This is a genomic window from Agrococcus sp. UYP33, assembly GCF_054060915.1.
This window is the reverse complement of record NZ_JBSSDR010000001.1, coordinates 2,043,673-2,062,330: the sequence shown is the minus strand read 5'-3', so window position 1 is coordinate 2,062,330 and position 18,658 is coordinate 2,043,673. Positions and strand designations below refer to the sequence as shown.

The window sequence follows — 18,658 nt, the reverse complement described above, 5'->3', positions numbered from 1 at the left end:
CGTCCTTCGCTACTGTCGTGTCCGTGCCGGACCACTACTTCTCACCCGATCCCGCCGCGCCCTCGTCCATCCGGACGATCCGGGTGCCCATCGCGGGCGAGGAGCGGGAGATGGTCACGGCCACCGGCGTCTTCTCCGGCGACCGCCTCGACGTCGGCACCGCGGTGCTGCTGGATGCCGTGCCCGAACCCCCCGAGACCGGCGAGCTGCTGGACCTCGGCTGCGGCTGGGGGCCGATCGCCACGACGCTCGCGCTCCGCTCCCCCGCCGCCCGCGTGTGGGCGGTCGACGTCAATGCCCGAGCGCTCTCGCTCGTGGAGCGGAATGCCGAGCTGCTCAGCATATCGAACATCACGGCCGCCTCGCCCGAGCTGGTGCCCGACGACGTGCGGTTCGACGTGATCTGGTCGAACCCGCCCATCCGCATCGGCAAGGCCGAGCTGCACGCGATGCTGGAGCGGTGGATCCCGCGGCTGGCGCCCGGGGCGACGGCGTGGCTCGTGGTGCAGAAGCACCTCGGCGCCGACTCGCTGCTGCGGTGGCTCGCGGAGCGCTTCGAGGGCTTCGACGTCGAGCGCGTCGACTCCCGGAAGACGTACCGCATCATCGCCGTCACCGCGCCGGACTGAGCGTCTCTCCGCGGAAGACGATCTCGGCTGGCCCGGTGAGCCAGGCGTGGCCGCGCTCGTCGACGTCGACCTCGAGCCGGCCGCCCGGCACGTCGACGATCCAGCGGTCGGCGGCATCGCCCGACCAATGCCGCGTGGCCATCGCTGCGGCGACGGCGCCCGTGCCGCAGGAGAGCGTCTCGCCGACGCCCCGCTCGTGCACGCGCATGCGGATCGAGCCGATGCCGTCGGCGATCGCCCCGGGCACGACGAACTCGACGTTCGCGCCGTCGACGGGCGCGGGGTCGAGCGACGGCGCCCGGTGCAGGTCGAGGCCGGCGAGCTCGTCCTCGCTCGCGAGGGCCACCACGACGTGCGGGTTGCCGGTCGAGACCCGCAGGCCCGGCCGGTCGACCTCGAGCCCGTCGGCGGCGACCAGGGCCATCTCGCCGAGCTCGAACGGGCCGAGGTCGACGGAGAGCAGCTCGCCGCGTCGCACGACGCGCTTGACGCCCGCGCGCGTGGCGACGTCTATCGCGCCGCCATCCGGCAGCTGCTCGAGCCCCGCTTCGAGCAGGTAGCGCACGAAGACGCGCACGCCGTTGCCGCACATCTCGCTCACGCTGCCGTCGGCGTTCCAGTAGTCCATCGCCCAGGTGCCCTCGGCGGCGCTGTCGAGGATGGCGACGCCCGTGGCGCCCGCGCGCACCGCGCGGATGACGCCGTCGCCCCCGACGCCGAAGCGCCGGTCGGCGAGCGCGCGGACGCGCTCCGGCGTGAGCGGCGCGCTGCCGTCGGCGTCGGCGACCAGCACGAAGTCGTTGCCGGTCCCGTGCCCCTTCGAGAAGCCCTGCGGGATCACCTGCGTCATGCTCCCAGGCTACCGACCGCTCGGCGCGCGAGCTCGGTCGCGTCCATCGGCGGCGCGGCCGGGTAGCGCTGGAACCACGACACCTGGCGGCGGGCGTAGCGTCGCGTGAGCGCCTGCGTGCGCTCCACCGCCTCCGCCTCGTCGATGCGCCCGTCGAGCTGGTCGAGCGCCTGGCGGTAGCCGATCGCCTGCTGCGCGGTCGTGCCCCGCTCGATGCCGGCCTCGCGCAGCGCGCGCGCCTCCTCGACGATGCCGAGCGCCCACATGCGCGCCACGCGTGCGTCGAGGCGCTCGACGAGCTCGGCCCTGTCTGCGCGCACGTGCTGGATGATCGTCGGCCGCACGAGCGACTCCTCGGGCGGCAGCCCCACGCGGAACGGCTCGCCGGTGAGGGTGACCGCCTCGAGCGCGCGCACGAGCCGCCGACCGTTGTGCGGGCCGATCGCGGCTGCCGCGCTCGCGTCGACGGCCGCGAGCCGCGCGTGCATCGCCGCCGCGCCGGACGCCTCGAGCTCGGCCTCGAGGTCGGCGCGGAGCGCAGCGTCCGTCGCGGGGAACGCGAAGTCGTAGAGCACGCTCGAGGCGTAGAGGCCGCTGCCGCCGACCAGGATCGGCACGGCGCCGCGCGCCTCGATCGCTGCGATCGCTCCCAGCGCGGCATCGCGGTAGGCCGGCACGGCGGCGTCCTGCCAGGGCTCGAGCACGTCGAGCAGGTGGTGCGGATGGCCGCGCCGCTCGTCGACGCCGGCCTTGGCCGTGCCGATGTCCATGCCGCGGTAGAGCTGCATCGCGTCGCAGTTCACGATCTCGGCCGTGCCGCCGAGGCGCGCGACCGCATCGGCGATGTCAAGCGACGCCGCCGTCTTGCCGGTGCCGGTGGCCCCGACGACGGCGATGAGGGTCACGTGGCGCGGAGCGCCGGCAGGCCGAGCGACACGGGGCGCGGGCCGCCGCCGGGGACGGGCGCCGGCACGGCGCAGGAGTCGGCCTGCGCGCGATCCCAGGCGTCGCCCGCGCGGGTGCGCCGCAGCGCGAGCGGGCCGTCGTCGGCGATGAGGTGGAACGGCGCGGCGTGGGTGACGGCGACCGTCACGACGTCGCCGGGCCGCGGCACGTCGGCGCCGGGCGCGAAGTGCACGAGCCGGTTGTCCTCGGCGCGGCCGCTGAGCCGGTGCGTCGTCACATCCTTCCTGCCCTCGCTGTTCGAGACGAGCACGTCCACCGTGCGGCCCACCTGCGCGCGGTTCTCCTCGAACGCGATGCGGTCCTGCAGCGCGACGAGGCGCTCGAAGCGCTCCTGCACGACCTCCTTCGGCACCTGGTCGGGCATCGTCGCCGCGGGGGTGCCCGGCCGGATCGAGTACTGGAACGTGAACGCCGACGCGAACCGCGACGCCTCGACCACGCGGAGCGTCTCGGCGAAGTCCTCCTCGGTCTCGCCGGGGAAGCCGACGATGATGTCGGTCGTGATCGCCGCGTGCGGGATGCGCTCGCGCACCCGGTCGAGGATGCCGAGGAACCTGGCAGAGCGGTAGGAGCGCCGCATCGCGCGCAGCACGCGGTCGGAGCCCGACTGCAGCGGCATGTGGAGCTGCGGCATCACCGCATCCGTCTCGGCCATCGCGTCGATCACGTCGTCGGTGAACGCCGCCGGGTGCGGGCTGGTGAAGCGGATGCGCTCGAGGCCGTGGATCTCGCCAGCGGCCCGCAGCAGCTTGCCGAAGGCGAGGCGGTCGCCGAACTCGACGCCGTAGGAGTTGACGTTCTGGCCGAGCAGCGTCACCTCGACGACGCCGTCGTCGACGAGCGCCTGCAGCTCGGCGAGCACGTCGCCGGGCCTGCGGTCGCGCTCCTTGCCGCGGAGCGACGGCACGATGCAGAACGTGCACGTGTTGTTGCACCCGACGGAGATCGACACCCAGCCCGCGTAGGTCGATTCCCGCTTCGACGGCAGCGTCGAGGGGAACACCTCGAGCGCCTCGAGGATCTCGACCTCGGCCTCGCCGTTGTGCCGGCTCCGCTCGAGCAGCGTCGGCAGCGAGCCGATGTTGTGCGTGCCGAAGACGACGTCCACCCAGGGCGCGCGCTCGACGATCGTCGAGCGGTCCTTCTGGGCGAGGCAGCCACCGACCGCGATCTGGAAGCCGGGCCGCTCGCGCTTGGTCTTCGCGAGCTGCCCGAGGTGCCCGTAGAGCCGCTGGTCGGCGTTCTCGCGCACCGCGCAAGTGTTGATGACGACGACGTCGGGCGCCCCGTCCTGCGCCTCGACCAGGCCCGCCGCCTCGAGCGAGCCGCGCAGCCGCTCGGAGTCGTGGACGTTCATCTGGCAGCCGAACGTCTTGACCTCGTAGGTGCGCGCTGGAGCGATCACGGACATGACGCCCAGGCTACCCGCGCTCGATCGAGCGCGGCGCTCGTCAGCCCTGCGTCGCGTTCAGCTCGTAGGTGTTCCCGTCGGTGCCCTCGCCCGAGAGGCTCATCGAGCCGTCGGTCGCGGTGCCGGAGAGCGAGACGTCGAACGTCTCGTCGCCGCTCTCGTCGACGGAGATCTGGGTGATGGTCATGTCGAGCGTGTCACCGCTCAGCGACCACACGTCGCCGGGCGAGTCGAACTCGGTGCCGGCCCAGTCTGCGAAGTCGATCGTGCCGTCCTCGTTGAGGGTGAAGGCGATGTCGGTCACCTGGCCGTTGAAGTCACCGGTCCAGCTCGTGCCGGCGAGGTCGCCGGTGCCGGCGCCCGGGTCGCCGGAGCCGGGGTCGCCGGAGACGACCGGTGCCTGCGTGGCCACAGGTGCGCCGCCGATCGGCGGCAGCTGGATGCAGCCCGTCAGCGCGAGCAGCGAGGCGCCGGCGAGGGCGGGGACAGCGAGGAGGCGGGTCGTCTTCATGGGAGCAACCTATCCTGCGGCTGAGCGTTCGTACCTGCACACGCGCTGAGTTTTCTTCCGATCGGCGCGTTCTTGCGATCGTTCAGCGGAAACGCGGCCCCGACGCGCTCTGACCCCGCGATCGCTGCGGCCTCGTGCGCTCGATCGCGATCCGCACCGTGCCGCCGGAGAAGCCGCGCCGCTGCAAGTAGCCGGTGAGGCGGCGCTCGGCCGTCTCGTCGTCGAGGCTCCCCGAGCGGCGGCGGCGCTCGGCAGCGGCGTCGATCGCGCGCTGGAGCTCGTCGTCACGATCCGCCTCGTCGAGCTCGTCGGGGTCGAGGCCGCGCTTGCGCAGCTGCGCCGCCACGCCGCGCTCCCCCAGGTGCTTGCGCTCGCGCAGCCGTTCCGCGGTGTCGCGCGCGAGCTGCGCGTCGTCGACGAGCCCCTCGGCCTCGAGCCGGTCGAGCACGGCGGCCCGCACCTCCGGTTCGACGTCGCGCCGCTCGAGCGTGCGGTCGAGCTCCTGCCGGCTCGCGGCGCGGCGCCCGAGCGCGCGCAGGGCGATCGAGCGGGCCGACTCCTCGTCGACGGGCTCCATCGGCTCGTCGTCGGAGTCGCCCGCGTCGCGCTCGGCGTCGCGGGCGACCCAGGCCGAGAGCTCGGTGACGCCGGCCAGGCGATCGGGGTCGCTCACGCGCCCTGGCGCCCCTGCCTGCGTGCGTCGAGCGACTCGACGCTGCCCTGCGCCTCGGCAGCCGGCTTCCCGGCGCCGATGCCGAGCTTCGTCAGGATCTGACGCTCGATCTCGGCCGCGATGTCGGGGTTCTCGATGAGGAACTGCCGGGCCTTCTCCTTGCCCTGGCCCAGCTGGTCGCCGTCGTAGGTGTACCAGGCACCCGACTTGCGGACGATGCCGTGCTCGACGCCGAAGTCGATCAGGCTGCCCTCGCGCGAGACGCCGATGCCGTAGAGGATGTCGAACTCGGCCTGCCGGAAGGGCGGGGCCATCTTGTTCTTCACGACCTTGACGCGGGTGCGGTTGCCGACCGCCTCGGTGCCGTCCTTGAGCGTCTCGATGCGGCGGATGTCGAGCCGCACCGACGCGTAGAACTTCAGCGCCTTGCCGCCGGCGGTCGTCTCGGGGCTGCCGAAGAAGACGCCGATCTTCTCGCGCAGCTGGTTGATGAAGATCATCGTGGTCTGCGTCTGGTTGAGGCCACCGGTGAGCTTGCGGAGCGCCTGCGACATGAGGCGTGCCTGCAGGCCGACGTGGCTGTCGCCCATCTCGCCCTCGATCTCGGCGCGCGGCACGAGCGCCGCGACGGAGTCGATGACGACGAGGTCGATCGAGCCGGAGCGCACGAGCATGTCGGCGATCTCGAGCGCCTGCTCGCCCGTGTCGGGCTGCGAGACGAGCAGCGCGTCGATGTCGACGCCGAGCTTCTTCGCGTACTCGGGGTCGAGCGCGTGCTCCGCGTCGATGAAGGCGGCGATGCCGCCGGCCTTCTGCGCGTTCGCGATCGCGTGCAGCGTGAGCGTGGTCTTGCCGGAGGACTCCGGGCCGTAGATCTCGACGATGCGGCCGCGCGGCAGGCCGCCGATGCCGAGCGCGACGTCGAGCGCGATCGAGCCGGTGGAGATGGTCTCGACCGGTGCGCGCTCCTCGCTGCCGAGGCGCATCACCGATCCCTTGCCGAACTGGCGGTCGATCTGGGCGAGCGCCGCCTCGAGGGACTTCTCGCGGTCTGCGGGTGTGGGCATTGCTGGGCCTTCCGTCGGTGGTGCGCTCACGCTACGGCGGGCCGCTGACATGCGTGCGGCCCCAGCACCCGCCTGTGGATGACGGTGCCGTCGTGCCCCATCAGCCTACGCGCGCATCGAACGAGTCTTCGAACGACGGGCGGCGTGTCGCGACGCCGCTCAGGCTCGCGGTGCCCGCATCCCGCGGCCGTGGCGGCGCTCGGCCGGCACATCCTTCGCGTCGCACAGCGCCTGCCAGATGGCGCGCGCCGGCACACCGGCGGCGAGGGCCTCAGCGGCCGTGCGGCCGCCGAGGCTCCCCAGCGTCATGTCGGTCATGAGCACCGCGCCGAGGGCGCCGAACTCCTCCGTGACCGCGAGCTGCAGCTCGCTCGTCCTCACCCGCGCTCCTTCAGCGGACGGCCGCGTCGAACTCCGCCACGAGCTCGTCGGGCAGCGTGTCGGGCACCGTCGAGCCGATCGAGTCGAGCTCGCCGTAGCTGAGCCCCTCGAGCACGGCGAGCCGGTCGCCCACCTCGCGGAGGATCCGCGACAGCGGCACCTCGAGGGCGTCCGCGACCGAGGCGAGGATCTCGCTCGAGGCCTCCTTCTGACCGCGCTCGACCTCGCTGAGATAGCCCAGCGCGACCGAGGCGCGCGAGGCGACCTGGCGCAGCGTCCTGCCCTGCCGGAGGCGGACGTCACGCAGGACGTCGCCGATCTCCTGTCGTACCAGCACCATGGTCTCCCCCTTCACCGTGGCCGGATGCATCATCCTAGTCGCAGGCTCCCTGCGCCCAGCCGTGCTCCGCTCGATGTTGACAACGCCAGTGTCACATCCGGCATTCCGCACCGGCCCCTGGTCACGATGTGGATTCGCTGTGCATCACGAGGTCGGTGCGATCGAGCGCCGCGTCGAGGTCGGCGAGCGCCGCCTCGAGCGCCGCGTGCCGCACCGCCTCGCGGTCGCCGAGCACGACGTGCGACGACGCCTCGGCGACGAGGCCGTCGTTCGTCTCGAGCTCGAGGCCGATGTGGAACTCGCCGGGCGGGTGGTCGTCCTGTGCGCCGGGGCCCGCGACGCCGGTGGTGCCGAGCCCGATCGTGCACGCCGACCGGTCGATCGCCGCGAGCTGTCGCACGCCCCGCGCCATCCAGATCGCCACGTCGGGGTCGACCGCGCCGCGCTCCGCCAGCAGCGTCGCCGGCACGTGCAGCACCCGCTGCTTCATCTCCGTCGCGTAGGCCACGACGCCGAGCCGCAGCACGACCGAGGCGCCGGGCGTGCGGACGAGCGTCTCCGCGACCAGGCCGCCGGTGAGCGACTCGGCCACCGCGATCGTCACGCCCCGCGCCGCGGCTCGCGCGACGATCCGGGCGGCCAGCTCCTGTGCTTCCATCATCGTCCTCTCACTGCGTGCACCACGAACTCGATCCCCGAGTAGACCGTGAGGGCGACGGCGATCGTCATCGTGACGACGCACACCCACACCGCCCAGTCCCCCAGCCACGCCTGCAGCGGCAGCAGCGCGAGCGGCAGCGCGATGGCCTGCGCCATCGTCTTGGCCTTGCCCGCCCAGTCGGCCGCGATGACCACCTGCTGCGCCACCACGAGCCGGTACACGGTGATGCCGATCTCCCGCACGAGCACCACGATCGTGATCCACCAGGGCAGCTCGCCGAGCAGCGAGAGCACGACGAACGCGCTGCCGGTGATGGCCTTGTCGGCGATCGGGTCGAGGAGCTTGCCGAGGTCGGTCACGAGGCGGCGGCTGCGCGCGATCTGCCCGTCGACGAAGTCGGTCGCGATCAGCACCGCGAACAGCAGGGCCGCGAGCGTGCGCGCGAGCGAGGGCTCCGGGTTGGTGAGCGCGACGACGATGAAGACCGGGGTGAGCAGGATGCGCGCGAGCGAGATGAGGTTGGGCACGCTCGCGACGCTCGCGGGCTCGTCGCCGCGCCGCCAGATGCGGCCGCGCCACGGACTGAGGATCCCCATGCTGCGAGGCTACCGACTCGAGCCGAGCGGGTCGGTCAGTCGCGACCCGTCAGCGACCAGGCGTCCTGGTCGTCGTCGTCGGCCTCCACGACCTCGAGCCCGTCGCGGTTCGCCTCGTCGAACGGGTCGGCGTAGCGGTCGTCGGCCTCGATCCAGGCGGCGCCGTCGTCGTCTGCGGCGTCGTCGGCGCTGTCCACCTGCGGCGCGGGCGCGGGCGCCGGCGCGGCGGCGGCGCGCGGCGCTGCCGCCGGCCCCTCCCCGCGGAGCGACGCGAGCACCGTGGCGAGGTTGTCCGGCGGGACGAGCACGTCGCGCGCCTTCGATCCCTCGGACGGGCCGACGATCTCGCGGGACTCGAGCAGGTCCATGAGCCGACCGGCCTTCGCGAAGCCGACGCGCAGCTTGCGCTGCAGCATCGACGTCGAGCCGAACTGCGTCGAGATGACGAGCTCCGCCGCGGCGCAGAGGTCCTCGAGGTCGTCGCCGATGTCGCTGTCGATCTCGCGCTTCTCGGCGACCTCGGCGACGTCGTCGCGGTACTCGGGCTGCGCCTGCCCGGTGACGTGCTGCACGACGCGCTGGATCTCGGCCTCGTCGACCCAGGCGCCCTGCACGCGCATCGCCTTGTTCGCGCCCATGGGCAGGAACAGGCCGTCGCCCTGGCCGATGAGCTTGTCGGCGCCCGGCTGGTCGAGGATGACGCGGGAGTCGGTGACGCTCGAGACCGCGAACGCGAAGCGGCTCGGCACGTTCGCCTTGATGAGGCCGGTGACGACGTCGACCGAGGGGCGCTGCGTCGCGAGCACGAGGTGGATGCCGGCGGCGCGCGCGAGCTGCGTGATGCGCACGATCGAGTCCTCGACGTCGCGGGGGGCGACCATCATGAGGTCGGCGAGCTCGTCGACGACGACGAGCAGGTACGGGTAGGGCTTGAGCGCGCGCTGGCTGCCGGCGGGCAGCACGATCTCGTCGGCGCGCACGGCCTTGTTGAAGTCGTCGATGTGCTTGTAGCCGAACGACGCGAGGTCGTCGTACCGCATGTCCATCTCCTTCACGACCCACTGCAGCGCCTCTGCCGCCTTCTTGGGGTTCGTGATGATCGGGGTGATGAGGTGCGGCACGCCCTGGTAGGCCGTGAGCTCGACGCGCTTGGGGTCGACGAGCACCATCCGCACGTCGGCGGGGGTCGAGCGCATGAGCAGGCTCGTGATCATCGAGTTCACGAACGACGACTTGCCGGAGCCGGTCGAGCCGGCCACGAGCAGGTGTGGCATCTTCGCGAGGTTCGCGACGACGTAGCCGCCCTCGACGTCCTTGCCGATGCCGATCGTCATCGGGTGCTTCGAGTCGGCGGCCGCGCGCGAGCGCAGCACGTCGCCGAGCTTGACGATCTCGCGGTCCGGGTTCGGGATCTCGATGCCGATCGCGCTCTTGCCCGGGATGGGCGAGAGGATGCGCACCTCGTTCGACGCCACGGCATACGAGAGGTTCTTGGACAGCGCCGTGACGCGCTCGACCTTGACGCCGGGCGCGACCTCGACCTCGTAGCGCGTGACGGTCGGGCCGCGCGAGAAGCCGGTGACCTTCGCGTCGACGTTGAACGAGCTGAGCACCTGCGTGATCGAGGCGACGATCTCGTCGTTCGCGGCCGAGCGCGCCTTGGGCGGGTCGCCCTGCCCGAGCGAGGCGATCGACGGCAGGCGGTAGGGTCGCTCACGCGGGGGCGCGACGGGCGCGGCCGGCGCCACGGCATCCGCGACCTCGAGGGACTCGTCCTCGCCGACGATCTCGCCGGTGTGCTTGCGCATCGCCTCCTCAGCCTGCTCGAGCGAGGCGAGCACCGCGGTCGCGTAGTCGTCGTGCTCGTCGGCGGCGGCGGCCGGCAGCGGCTCGACGGCGGCGGCCGGCACGCGGTCGACGTGCGTGGTGGGCTGCTCGCGATCGACGAGCACCGGGGTGTCGTAGGCGGGGTCGACCTCGCGGCCGGTGGCGTTGCGGCGCCAGAACGGGAGCGCGTCGGGGTCGTCGACGAGCTCGTCGTCGGCGATCTGCGCGGCCTCCGCCTTGGCGAGCTCCTTCGCGTCGCGGCGCTCGCGGCGCGCGGCGTCGCGCTCCTCGGGCGTCGCCGTCTCGACGCCGAACAGGTAGCCGTAGAGCTCGCGGAGGCGGTCGGGGATGCGGTTGGGCGCGGTGCGGGTGATGACGAGCACCGCGAGGGCGGCGATGAGGCCGCAGATGATGCCGGCGCCGATGCCGGTGAGGAGCGCAGCGAGCGGCGCGGAGATGACCCAGCCCAGGATGCCGCCGGCGTCCGCGAGCGCCGGCATGCCGAGCGACGCATCCGGCATGCCGAGCACGACGTGGCAGAGGCCGGCGACGGCGATGAGCAGCATGGCGAGGCCGACGCCGACGCGGCCGTTGTCGCTCACGGACGCCGGGTGCCGGAACATCCAGAGCGCCAGCAGGACGAGCACGACCGGCAGCGCGATCGCGACCTGGCCGAAGAGCCCGCCGAACGTGTAGGCGGAGATCGCCTGCGCGACCTGGCTCGTGGGGAGGATCCACTCCACGATGGCGCCCGCGATGGCGAGCAGGGTCAGCAGGAACGGCACGCCGTCGCGGCGCTCCTCCTTCGCGAGCGACTCGCGGCCGAACACCCGTGCGCCGGCGCCGGTGGCGTGGGCGAGGCCCATCCAGACGCGCTGGCCGAGGCCGGGACCGTGGTCCTCGAAGGTCGGCTGCGCGGTGGTCTGGCGCGTGCGCTGCACCTTCGTGGTCGCGGTGGCGGCCTTGCCCTTCGAGGCGGCGCTGGTCGATCGCGGGCGCGTCGGCTTGGTCGTGGACATGCGCACACCCTAAGCGCGGGCGCCGACGCCGCCGCGGAGGCGCTCCGCGGATCAGAAGCGGATGGCCTCGATCACCTTCGAGCGGACGGCGATCGTCGCCGGGATGCTGCCGGCGATCGCGCCGACCGCGGCCGACACGAGCAGGCCCGTGACCGCGGCCCCCATCGGGAATCCGGGCAGGACGACCCCGCCGATGCCCTGCGTGAGCGTCTCCTGCACGACCGGCAGCCGGTACGCGAAGATGCAGATGGCGATGCCGATCGCGCCCGCCACCACCGTGCCGACCACGGACTCGAGCATGACGGCGACGAAGATGCGGCTGCGCGAGGCGCCGAAGGCGCGTCGGATGCCGAGCTCGCGGACGCGCTGGCGGATCGAGACGACGGCCACCGTGATGAGCCCGAGCGCGCCCAGCAGCAGGATGACGACCGCGGTGCCGACGAGCGTGAGCTGCAGCGGCAGCAGGGGGTCGTAGCCCTCGAAGGCCTGCCAGTCCTGACGGTTGCCGTCCACGGAGCTGCCGGGCAGCGCGGAGCGGATGTCCTGCGAGAGCATCCGCACGCCGTCGTCGGCCATCGACTCGGGCACCCACGCCTCCAGCTGCATGCCCGAGATCATCCCCACCTGGCCCGCGGCATCGGCGACGCGCACGACGTCGGTCGGCAGCATCCACGCCTGCGGCCAGTCGTCGCCGAGCCCGCGGTCGACGACGCCCACGACGACCGCCGTCGTGCCGCCCAGCTCGACCGTGCGATGCGCGTCCATGCCGCCGCCGCCCAGCGCGTCGAGCACGCCCCGGTTGACGACGACCGCGGGCGCGAGGCGCGCGCGATCGCTCTCGACGAGGAACCTGCCGTCCGCGACGCCCAGATGCCGCATGACCGCGAAGTCGGGGTCGACGCCCTCGACCTGCACGCCCATCCCCTGACCGCCGATCGTCAGGGAGGCGCTCGTGCGGGCGCTGGCGTACTCGACCCGGTAGCGCTCGACGGCGGCGTCGATGGCGCCGAGCGCGGCGAGGTGCTGCTCGGCCGACGGGGCGTCGGTGGAAGCCGGGGTGACGTACATGGTGACCGTCGCTGGCCTGCCGCCGCTCGCCTCCATCGAGACGAGCAGCGTCGAGCGAGCCAGCTCTCCGACCGCGACGGACGCGGTGAGCGCGGCGATGGCGACCGTCACGCCGATGAGGCTCATGAGCACGCGCCCCCGGTGGATGCGGAGCTCGGTCCAGGCGTCCTGGATGGCGGCGGCCACGTCGGTCATGCCGGCACCTCGACGCGCTCGTGGGGCTGCAGGCGGCCGTCGACGAGCTGCAGCACACGGCGTGCGCGGCTCGCGACCGCGAGGTCGTGCGTGATGGTGACGAGGGCGGCCCCCGCGTCGGTCGCCACCCGGTCGAGCAGGTCCATCGTGCGGGCACCCGTCTCGATGTCGAGCGCGCCGGTCGGCTCGTCGGCGAGGATGAGCCGAGGCCGCCGCACGAGGGCCCTGGCGATCGCGACCCGCTGCTGCTCGCCGCCCGAGAGGTGCGTCGCCCTCGTGTCCAGCCGGTGGCCGAGCCCCACCCGGTGCAGCATCTCGCGCGCGAGGTGGGCTCGTCGCCAGTACGCCCGGCCGGCGCCGTAGTGCAGCGGCACCGCGACGTTCTCGGCGGCCGTGAGGCCCTCGATGAGGTTGAACTGCTGGAAGACGAAGCCGACGCTCGCGCCGCGCAGCCGGTCGCGCCTGCGCCCCCGCATGAGGGCGACGGGCTCGCCGTCGAGCTCGACGACGCCGGTCGTGGGCTGGTCGATGAGGCCGAGCAGGTTGAGCAGCGTCGACTTGCCCGAGCCGGAGCGGCCGACGATCGACACCCGGTCCCCCGCCGCGACGTCGAGGTCGACGCCCTTCAGGATCTGCAGCGCCGGGCCGTCGATCGTCGCGAACTGCCGCGTGACACCGCGCAGGTGCAGGAGCGTCACGGCGCGAACCCGCCGCCGAAGCCGCACACCATCGGGTCGGCGGTCACGGGATCGGCGCACGGATCGGCGGCGCCCGGCACGAACTGCAGCACCTGGTCGCCCTCCGCCAGCCCCGAGCGCACCTCGACCCGCGTGCCGTCGGTGAGCCCGAGCTCGATGCGCACCTCCTCCGGCTCCCCCGATGCCGTCGGCCGGTAGACGATGCCCGCGTCCGCGCTGCCGAGCACCGCCGTCGTGGGCAGCAGCAGCACGTCATCGGCGGAGCCCGCGACGAGCTCGATGCTGGCGGCGAGGCCGACGAAGACGCGGACGTCGTCCGGCACGGCGCAGCTGAGGGTCGCGCTCTCGCCCGTCGCCGCCGCCTCGCCCGTCGGCTGCGCGATCGTGACGCCGCCGCACTCGAAGGGCGCCGGCCCGCCCTCGATCGTGACCGTCGCGGTCTCCGGCCGGCTCGTGAGCCGGTACTGCTCCGCCGCGCCCACGGAGGCGCGCACGAGGTGCTGCGGGGGCTGCACGGCGCCGGTCTCGGTCGCGATGTCGACGCTCTGGTCGACGAGCAGCGCGAACCCGGTGAGCGTCCCCGCGGCCGGCGCCGTGACGTCGTAGACCCGCGCTGTCGGCGGTCCGACCGTGCCATCCGCGGCCGGCTGCGGCTGCGTCTCGACGCGGACGGTGTACAGCACGTCGCCGGCGGCGACCTGCTGGCCGTCCGTGGCGACGATCCGCGCGACGGTGCCCGAGCGGGTGGAGCGCACCGGCACGGACTCGACCGGCACGACGGAACCGGCGACGGACACCGCGTTCTCGATCGAGCCGCGCTCGACCCCGGCGGTGGGCTCCTCGAACACCGCGCCCGGGAAGGCGTCGTCGGCGATCGCGGTCTCGCCCGCCGGGAAGAAGGCGAGCTTCACGAGCGCGAGGGCGACCGCGGCACCCACCGCGAGCTTGAGCACCGGCAGCACCCAGGTCCGCCAGGCACCAGGCCCGCGGGCGGCGCGCTCGGCCCTGTGCAGCTGCTTGCGCTCGAGGCGCTCGAGCCGTCGCTGCCGCGTCGCCGCTCGGCGCGCCTCGCGAGCGGACGGCTCGGCACGCGCGGGCGCGGCCGCGGCGGGCGCGTCGAGGTCGTCGGGGTGGTGCTGATCCGGCACGGCGTCGTCCTCTCGGCTGCGGCGCCCGCAAAGATGCAGAGGCGCCCCTGTCCATACGCTAGGACGGGGCGCCTCGGCCGACCTCCTCCTGCAGGATGAGATCGGCTCGCTTCCGGTCAGGCCTCGATGACCACCGGGACGATCATCGGGCGGCGGCGGATGCGCGTGCCGACCCAGCGGCCGACCGTGCGGCGCACGACCTGCTGGTACTGGTGCTGGTCGCGCACGCCCTGCTCGCCCGCCTCGGCGAGCGCCTTGACGATCTTCGGGCGGATCTCGTCGAAGACCTTGTCGTCCTCGGCGAAGCCGCGGGCGTGGATCTCCGGCCCCACGATGACCTTGCCGGTCTGCGGCTCCAGCGCGATGAAGATCGAGATGAAGCCCTCCTCGGCGAGGATCCGACGGTCCTTGAGGTCGGCCTCGTCGATGCGGCCGACGGAGGAGCCGTCGACGTAGACGAACCCGATCTCGACCTGGCCGGCCACGCGGATCCGGTGGTCCTTGAGGTCCCAGACCGTGCCGTTCTCGCCCACGAACGCGCGCTCGCGCGGCACGCCGGTGTCGATCGCGAGCTGTGCCGCCGCGTGCAGGTGGCGGTACTCGCCGTGCACCGGGATGACGTTCGCGGGTCCGAGGATGTTGTAGCAGTAGAGCAGCTCGCCGGCGGACGCGTGGCCGGAGACGTGGACCTTCGCGGAGCCCTTGTGCACGACCTTCGCGCCGAGCTGCATGAGCCCGTTGATGATGCGGAAGACCGCGTTCTCGTTGCCCGGGATCAGGCTCGACGCGAGGATGACGGTGTCGTCCGCCCCGACCTCGATGCGGTGCTCGCCGTTCACGATGCGGCTCAGCACGGCCATCGGCTCGCCCTGCGAGCCGGTCGACATGTAGACGACCTCGCGCGGCGGCAGGTTCTCGGCGCGCTTCTGCTCGATGACGACGCCGTCCGGCACCTTGAGGTAGCCGAGCTCGGCGGCGATGCCCATGTTGCGCACCATCGACCGGCCGACGAACGCCACCTTGCGGCCGTTCTCGGCCGCCGCGTCCAGCACCTGCTGCACGCGGTGCACGTGGCTCGAGAACGAGGCGACGACGACGAGGCCGGTGGTCTTGGCGATCACCTGCGAGATGACCGGACCGATCTCGCGCTCGGGCGCGGTGAAGCCCGGCACGTCGGCGTTCGTCGAGTCGACCAGGAACGCGTCGACGCCCTCCTCGCCGAGCCGCGCGAACGCGCGCAGGTCGGTGATGCGGTCGTCGAGCGGCAGCTGGTCCATCTTGAAGTCGCCGGTGTGGAGCACGAGCCCTGCACGCGTGCGGATCGCGACCGCGAGCGCGTCGGGGATGGAGTGGTTGACCGCGATGAACTCGGTCTCGAACGGGCCGAGCTGCTCGATCTGGCCCTCGCGCACCGTGTGCGTGTAGGGCTTGATGCGGTGCTCCTTGAGCTTCGCCTCGATGAGGGCGAGCGTCAGCTGCGAGCCGAGGAGGGGGATGTCGGCCTTGAGGCGCAGCAGGTAGGGCACGGCGCCGATGTGGTCCTCGTGGCCGTGCGTGAGCACGACGCCGACGACGTCGTCGAGGCGGTCGCGGATCGGCCCGAAGTCGGGCAGGATCAGGTCGACGCCGGGCTGGTGCTCCTCCGGGAAGAGCACGCCGCAGTCGACGATCAGCAGCTTGCCGTCGAGCTCGTAGACCGTCATGTTGCGGCCGACCTCGCCGAGGCCGCCGAGCGGGAGGATGCGGAGCGTGCCTGCCTCGAGCGGGGCAGGCTGGGTGATGGCCGTCAATGGCCCTCCTTCGTATGGAGCCCGCCGTGCGGCGGGCGGATGTGGTGGGGTGCGCACGCCGGGCGCGCTGTGGTCTGCGGGGCGTAGCCTCCGGGCTATCGCGTGGTGCCGTGCACCTTGGGGAGCGCCCCGCCGGCGGCCGCGTTGCGGTCCGGGCGGAAGCGGCTGAGGTCGAGGCCGTCGACGCCCCGGACGAGGGCGATCTCGTCCTCGATGAGCGCGGCCTCGGTGTCCTCGGGGCCGACGAGCGGCAGGCGCACGCGCGGGCTGCCGATGCGGCCGAGGCCGTGGAGGATGTACTTGCTGGCGACGGTGCCGGGCACGTGCGTCATGGTGGCGCGCACGAGCGGCTCGAGCGCCTTGTGCTGCTCCTGCGCCGTGTGCAGATCGCCCGCGTTGACCGCGTCGATCATGGTGCGGTACGGCCTCGGCGCGATGTTGGCCGTCACGCCGATGAGGCCGGAGGCGCCGATCGCGAGGTGCGGCAGCACGTTCGCGTCGTCGCCCGAGAAGTAGAGCAGGTCGGTCTGGTTGAGCACGCGGCTCACCTCGGCGAAGTCGCCCTTTGCGTCCTTCACGGCGAGGATGTTCGGGTGCTTCGCGGCGCGGACGAGCGTCTCGAAGCGGATCGGGATGCCGGACCGGCCGGGGATGTCGTACAGGATGACCGGCAGGTCGGTCGCGTCGGCGATCATCCGGAAGTGCGTGAGGATGCCCGACTGCGTCGGCTTGTTGTAGTACGGCGTCACGATCATCACGCCGTCGGCGCCCGCGAGCTCCGCCTGGCGGTAGAGGTCCATCGCGTGCGCGGTCTCGTTCGAGCCGCCGCCCTGGATGATCTTCGCCCGGTCCCCCGCGACGGCCTTCGCCACCTCGACGAGCCGGATCTTCTCCGGGTCGGTGAGCGTCGAGGTCTCGCCGGTGGTGCCGGAGACGACGATGCCGTCGGCGCCGTTCGTCACGACGTCGTCGATGAGCCGCTCGACGTCGTCCCAGGCGACCTCGCCGTCGACGCCCATCGGCGTCACGAGCGCGACGAGCACCTGGCCGAAGGGATTGGCATTCACCCTGCCAGGGTATCGCGCCGTGCGTGCAGCGGTCTCGGGGCCGTCGCAGAGATGCAGGAAACGCAATTCTGCAACATCGTTCGCATGCGACACTGGTAGCAGATCATGCGCAGGCTGCACATCGCCGCAAGCGCAGGATCACCGCACCATCGCCTCAGCATCAAGGACAGCCATGCGCGCCCTCGTCTCCATCGCCGCCGCGTTCGCCCTCGTGGTCGCCGGTCTCACCACCGCTGCCGCTCCTGCCGAGGCGGTGACCACCGAGCGCTATGCCGGTGCGGACCGCTACGCGACGAGCGTCGCCATCTCGCGCGCCACGAACGCCGGCACCACGGTGTTCCTCGCCAACGGCGAGAAGTTCCCCGACGCGCTCGCCGCCGGCCCGGTCGCGGCCGCAGAGCGGGCGCACCTGCTGCTCACCGCGCCGGGCCGACTCCCGGCCATCGTGGCCGAGCGCATCGGCGAGCTCCGGCCGACCGAGATCGTGGTCGTCGGCTCGGAGGCCTCCGTCTCGGCCGCCGTCGCCACGCAGGCGGCCGGCATCAGCGGCGCGCGCATCAGCCGCATCGGCGGCGTGGACCGCGTCGACACGTCGCTGCGGCTGCTCGACCGGCTCGCGTCGCGCGGCGCGGTCAGCACCGTCTGGGTCGCGTCCGGCTTCGACTTCCCCGACGCGCTCGTGGCGGCATCCGTCGCCGGACGGGCACGAGCGGCGGTCGTGCTCGACCACCACGCGGCCGACGCCGCGTCAGCACAGGCGTGGGTCGACCGCGTGCGCCCTGCGGTCACCGGCAGGCACGTGCGGATCGCGGGCGGCGAGCCCTCGGTGAGCGCTGCCGACGCGCAGGGCCTCCGCGGCGCCGGCACCGCATCCGTCACGCGCTACGCCGGGCAGGACCGCTACACGACCGCCCGCATCATCAACGACGCGTTCGCCGCGACCCCCGCCGAGCCGACGATGCTGCTCACCACGGGCAGCAACTTCCCCGACGCCCTCTCGGGGGCCGTGCACGCCTCGCTGCGCGGCGTGCCCATGTACCTGACGACCGGCACGTGCAACGCGGCGATCGCCGACATGCTGCAGGGCGAGGCGACCCAGCGCGGCATCACCCGCGTCATCGGCCTCGGCACTGCGACCACGATCAGCAACGCGTCGCTGTCGCTCGGGCCGTGCCCCCGCACGCTCGCGGACGAGGTCGGCGATGCGTACGGCAGGTTCGCCGCCCGCTCCTACAGCGGCACCGGCGACCGGGTGATCGACCTCGGCGCGGGCATCCCCTTCGCCCAGATCCGCGCGAGCATGCCGAGCGCCGGGATGAACCAGATCGGCGCGCTCGACGCCGGCCAGCAGCTCGTCGACCTGCCGCTGTCGATCACGGGCGCCTACGCGGGCACGGCCCTGCTCGCGGTCGACAGCCGCGACACGCCTGCCCGCTTCCTCGAGGTGACGTCGGACGGCTCGTGGACGATCCAGGTGAGCGACCTCACGAGCGCGCCGGCGCTGACCGGCTCGGCGAGCGGCAGCACGGACGCCGTGTACGTGTACGGCGGCGTCGCCCGCACGGTCGAGGCGAGCGGCAGCGGCGCCTCGTTCTTCGGCGTGCGCGAGGTCGCGGGCCCCTACGCGACGCAGGCGTGGCCGTTCTCGACGTGCTGCGAGCCGTTCACCACCACGGGCCAGCTGCGCGCGGGCCCCTCGGTGCTCGGCGTGATGGCCGAGGACTCCTGGACGCTCAGGTTCCGGTGACCCGGGTATGGCGA

At 72.9% G+C, this 18,658-nt stretch carries 18 protein-coding genes; 2 read left to right on the top strand and 16 right to left on the bottom strand.

The features are described from left to right. Positions 1 to 17 precede the first annotated feature (17 nt). Entirely contained in the window at positions 18 to 629 is a 612-nt protein-coding gene (locus ACVWW9_RS10090; RefSeq protein ID WP_456515373.1) for a class I SAM-dependent methyltransferase, read from the top strand. Here the strand turns inward: ACVWW9_RS10090 and dapF are convergent. From dapF to dapA, 16 genes are all read right to left on the bottom strand, one after another. Continuing rightward, positions 613 to 1,479, bottom strand: a complete 867-nt coding sequence (gene dapF / locus ACVWW9_RS10085) for a diaminopimelate epimerase (protein WP_456515372.1) — start codon at positions 1,477 to 1,479, stop codon at positions 613 to 615. The genes ACVWW9_RS10090 and dapF overlap by 17 nt on opposite strands. After that, the gene (gene miaA / locus ACVWW9_RS10080; RefSeq protein WP_456515371.1) at positions 1,476 to 2,384 is read right to left on the bottom strand and encodes a tRNA (adenosine(37)-N6)-dimethylallyltransferase MiaA; all 909 of its coding nucleotides are present in this window, start codon (positions 2,382 to 2,384) and stop codon (positions 1,476 to 1,478) included. Before miaA ends, dapF begins: the two co-directional genes overlap by 4 nt. Further along, complete coding sequence (miaB, locus tag ACVWW9_RS10075) at positions 2,381 to 3,856, bottom strand: tRNA (N6-isopentenyl adenosine(37)-C2)-methylthiotransferase MiaB (RefSeq protein ID WP_456515370.1); 1,476 nt, start codon at positions 3,854 to 3,856, stop codon at positions 2,381 to 2,383. The genes miaA and miaB overlap by 4 nt, the downstream gene beginning before the upstream one ends. 40 nt (positions 3,857 to 3,896) lie before the next feature. After that, the gene (locus ACVWW9_RS10070) at positions 3,897 to 4,367 is read right to left on the bottom strand and encodes a hypothetical protein (RefSeq protein ID WP_354255173.1); all 471 of its coding nucleotides are present in this window, start codon (positions 4,365 to 4,367) and stop codon (positions 3,897 to 3,899) included. An 82-nt stretch (positions 4,368 to 4,449) separates the two neighbouring features. Next, positions 4,450 to 5,040, bottom strand: coding sequence for a regulatory protein RecX (locus ACVWW9_RS10065; RefSeq protein WP_456515369.1), 591 nt, complete (start codon positions 5,038 to 5,040; stop codon positions 4,450 to 4,452). Continuing rightward, positions 5,037 to 6,107: a recombinase RecA gene (gene recA, locus ACVWW9_RS10060; RefSeq protein WP_123697524.1), complete on the bottom strand. Its 1,071-nt coding sequence runs from the start codon at positions 6,105 to 6,107 to the stop codon at positions 5,037 to 5,039. The genes ACVWW9_RS10065 and recA overlap by 4 nt, the downstream gene beginning before the upstream one ends. 159 nt (positions 6,108 to 6,266) lie before the next feature. Next, positions 6,267 to 6,488 carry a DUF3046 domain-containing protein gene (locus tag ACVWW9_RS10055; protein ID WP_123697523.1) on the bottom strand — a complete coding sequence of 74 codons (222 nt, stop codon included), beginning with the start codon at positions 6,486 to 6,488 and terminating at the stop codon, positions 6,267 to 6,269. Positions 6,489 to 6,498: 10 nt separating this feature from the next. Continuing rightward, entirely contained in the window at positions 6,499 to 6,828 is a 330-nt protein-coding gene (locus ACVWW9_RS10050; RefSeq protein WP_354255180.1) for a helix-turn-helix domain-containing protein, read from the bottom strand. Positions 6,829 to 6,949: 121 nt separating this feature from the next. Continuing rightward, positions 6,950 to 7,489: a CinA family protein gene (locus ACVWW9_RS10045; RefSeq protein WP_354255183.1), complete on the bottom strand. Its 540-nt coding sequence runs from the start codon at positions 7,487 to 7,489 to the stop codon at positions 6,950 to 6,952. Next, positions 7,486 to 8,085, bottom strand: coding sequence for a CDP-diacylglycerol--glycerol-3-phosphate 3-phosphatidyltransferase (gene pgsA / locus ACVWW9_RS10040; RefSeq protein ID WP_456515368.1), 600 nt, complete (start codon positions 8,083 to 8,085; stop codon positions 7,486 to 7,488). The genes ACVWW9_RS10045 and pgsA overlap by 4 nt, the downstream gene beginning before the upstream one ends. A gap of 35 nt (positions 8,086 to 8,120) precedes the next feature. Then, positions 8,121 to 10,931, bottom strand: coding sequence for a DNA translocase FtsK 4TM domain-containing protein (locus ACVWW9_RS10035; RefSeq protein ID WP_456515367.1), 2,811 nt, complete (start codon positions 10,929 to 10,931; stop codon positions 8,121 to 8,123). A gap of 51 nt (positions 10,932 to 10,982) precedes the next feature. Further along, positions 10,983 to 12,194 carry an ABC transporter permease gene (locus ACVWW9_RS10030; RefSeq protein WP_456515366.1) on the bottom strand — a complete coding sequence of 404 codons (1,212 nt, stop codon included), beginning with the start codon at positions 12,192 to 12,194 and terminating at the stop codon, positions 10,983 to 10,985. After that, positions 12,191 to 12,892, bottom strand: coding sequence for an ABC transporter ATP-binding protein (locus tag ACVWW9_RS10025; protein WP_354255192.1), 702 nt, complete (start codon positions 12,890 to 12,892; stop codon positions 12,191 to 12,193). Before ACVWW9_RS10025 ends, ACVWW9_RS10030 begins: the two co-directional genes overlap by 4 nt. Then, a complete protein-coding gene (locus tag ACVWW9_RS10020) occupies positions 12,889 to 14,040 on the bottom strand; it encodes a hypothetical protein (RefSeq protein ID WP_456515365.1) in 1,152 nt (383 codons plus the stop codon). Before ACVWW9_RS10020 ends, ACVWW9_RS10025 begins: the two co-directional genes overlap by 4 nt. A 116-nt stretch (positions 14,041 to 14,156) precedes the next feature. Beyond that, on the bottom strand, positions 14,157 to 15,830 hold the full coding sequence (locus ACVWW9_RS10015) for a ribonuclease J (protein ID WP_354255197.1): 1,674 nt from the start codon (positions 15,828 to 15,830) through the stop codon (positions 14,157 to 14,159). A gap of 95 nt (positions 15,831 to 15,925) precedes the next feature. Further along, positions 15,926 to 16,897: a 4-hydroxy-tetrahydrodipicolinate synthase gene (gene dapA, locus ACVWW9_RS10010; protein ID WP_456515364.1), complete on the bottom strand. Its 972-nt coding sequence runs from the start codon at positions 16,895 to 16,897 to the stop codon at positions 15,926 to 15,928. Between the two features lie 172 nt (positions 16,898 to 17,069). On the opposite strand from dapA, the gene ACVWW9_RS10005 reads away from it, so the two are divergent. Continuing rightward, positions 17,070 to 18,644, top strand: a complete 1,575-nt coding sequence (locus ACVWW9_RS10005; RefSeq protein WP_456515363.1) for a cell wall-binding repeat-containing protein — start codon at positions 17,070 to 17,072, stop codon at positions 18,642 to 18,644. Positions 18,645 to 18,658: the final 14 nt, after the last annotated feature.

Excerpts from the sequence above, each read along its gene's own strand:
- dapF (WP_456515372.1), bottom strand. The coding sequence starts at position 1,479 with ATGACGCAGGTGATCCCGCAGGGCTTCTCGAAGGGGCACGGGACCGGC.
- miaB (WP_456515370.1), bottom strand. The coding sequence starts at position 3,856 with ATGTCCGTGATCGCTCCAGCGCGCACCTACGAGGTCAAGACGTTCGGC.
- ACVWW9_RS10070 (WP_354255173.1), bottom strand. The coding sequence starts at position 4,367 with ATGAAGACGACCCGCCTCCTCGCTGTCCCCGCCCTCGCCGGCGCCTCG.
- recA (WP_123697524.1), bottom strand. The coding sequence starts at position 6,107 with ATGCCCACACCCGCAGACCGCGAGAAGTCCCTCGAGGCGGCGCTCGCC.
- ACVWW9_RS10050 (WP_354255180.1), bottom strand. The coding sequence starts at position 6,828 with ATGGTGCTGGTACGACAGGAGATCGGCGACGTCCTGCGTGACGTCCGC.
- ACVWW9_RS10045 (WP_354255183.1), bottom strand. The coding sequence starts at position 7,489 with ATGATGGAAGCACAGGAGCTGGCCGCCCGGATCGTCGCGCGAGCCGCG.
- pgsA (WP_456515368.1), bottom strand. The coding sequence starts at position 8,085 with ATGGGGATCCTCAGTCCGTGGCGCGGCCGCATCTGGCGGCGCGGCGAC.
- ACVWW9_RS10035 (WP_456515367.1), bottom strand. The coding sequence starts at position 10,931 with ATGTCCACGACCAAGCCGACGCGCCCGCGATCGACCAGCGCCGCCTCG.
- ACVWW9_RS10030 (WP_456515366.1), bottom strand. The coding sequence starts at position 12,194 with ATGACCGACGTGGCCGCCGCCATCCAGGACGCCTGGACCGAGCTCCGC.
- ACVWW9_RS10005 (WP_456515363.1), top strand. The coding sequence starts at position 17,070 with ATGCGCGCCCTCGTCTCCATCGCCGCCGCGTTCGCCCTCGTGGTCGCC.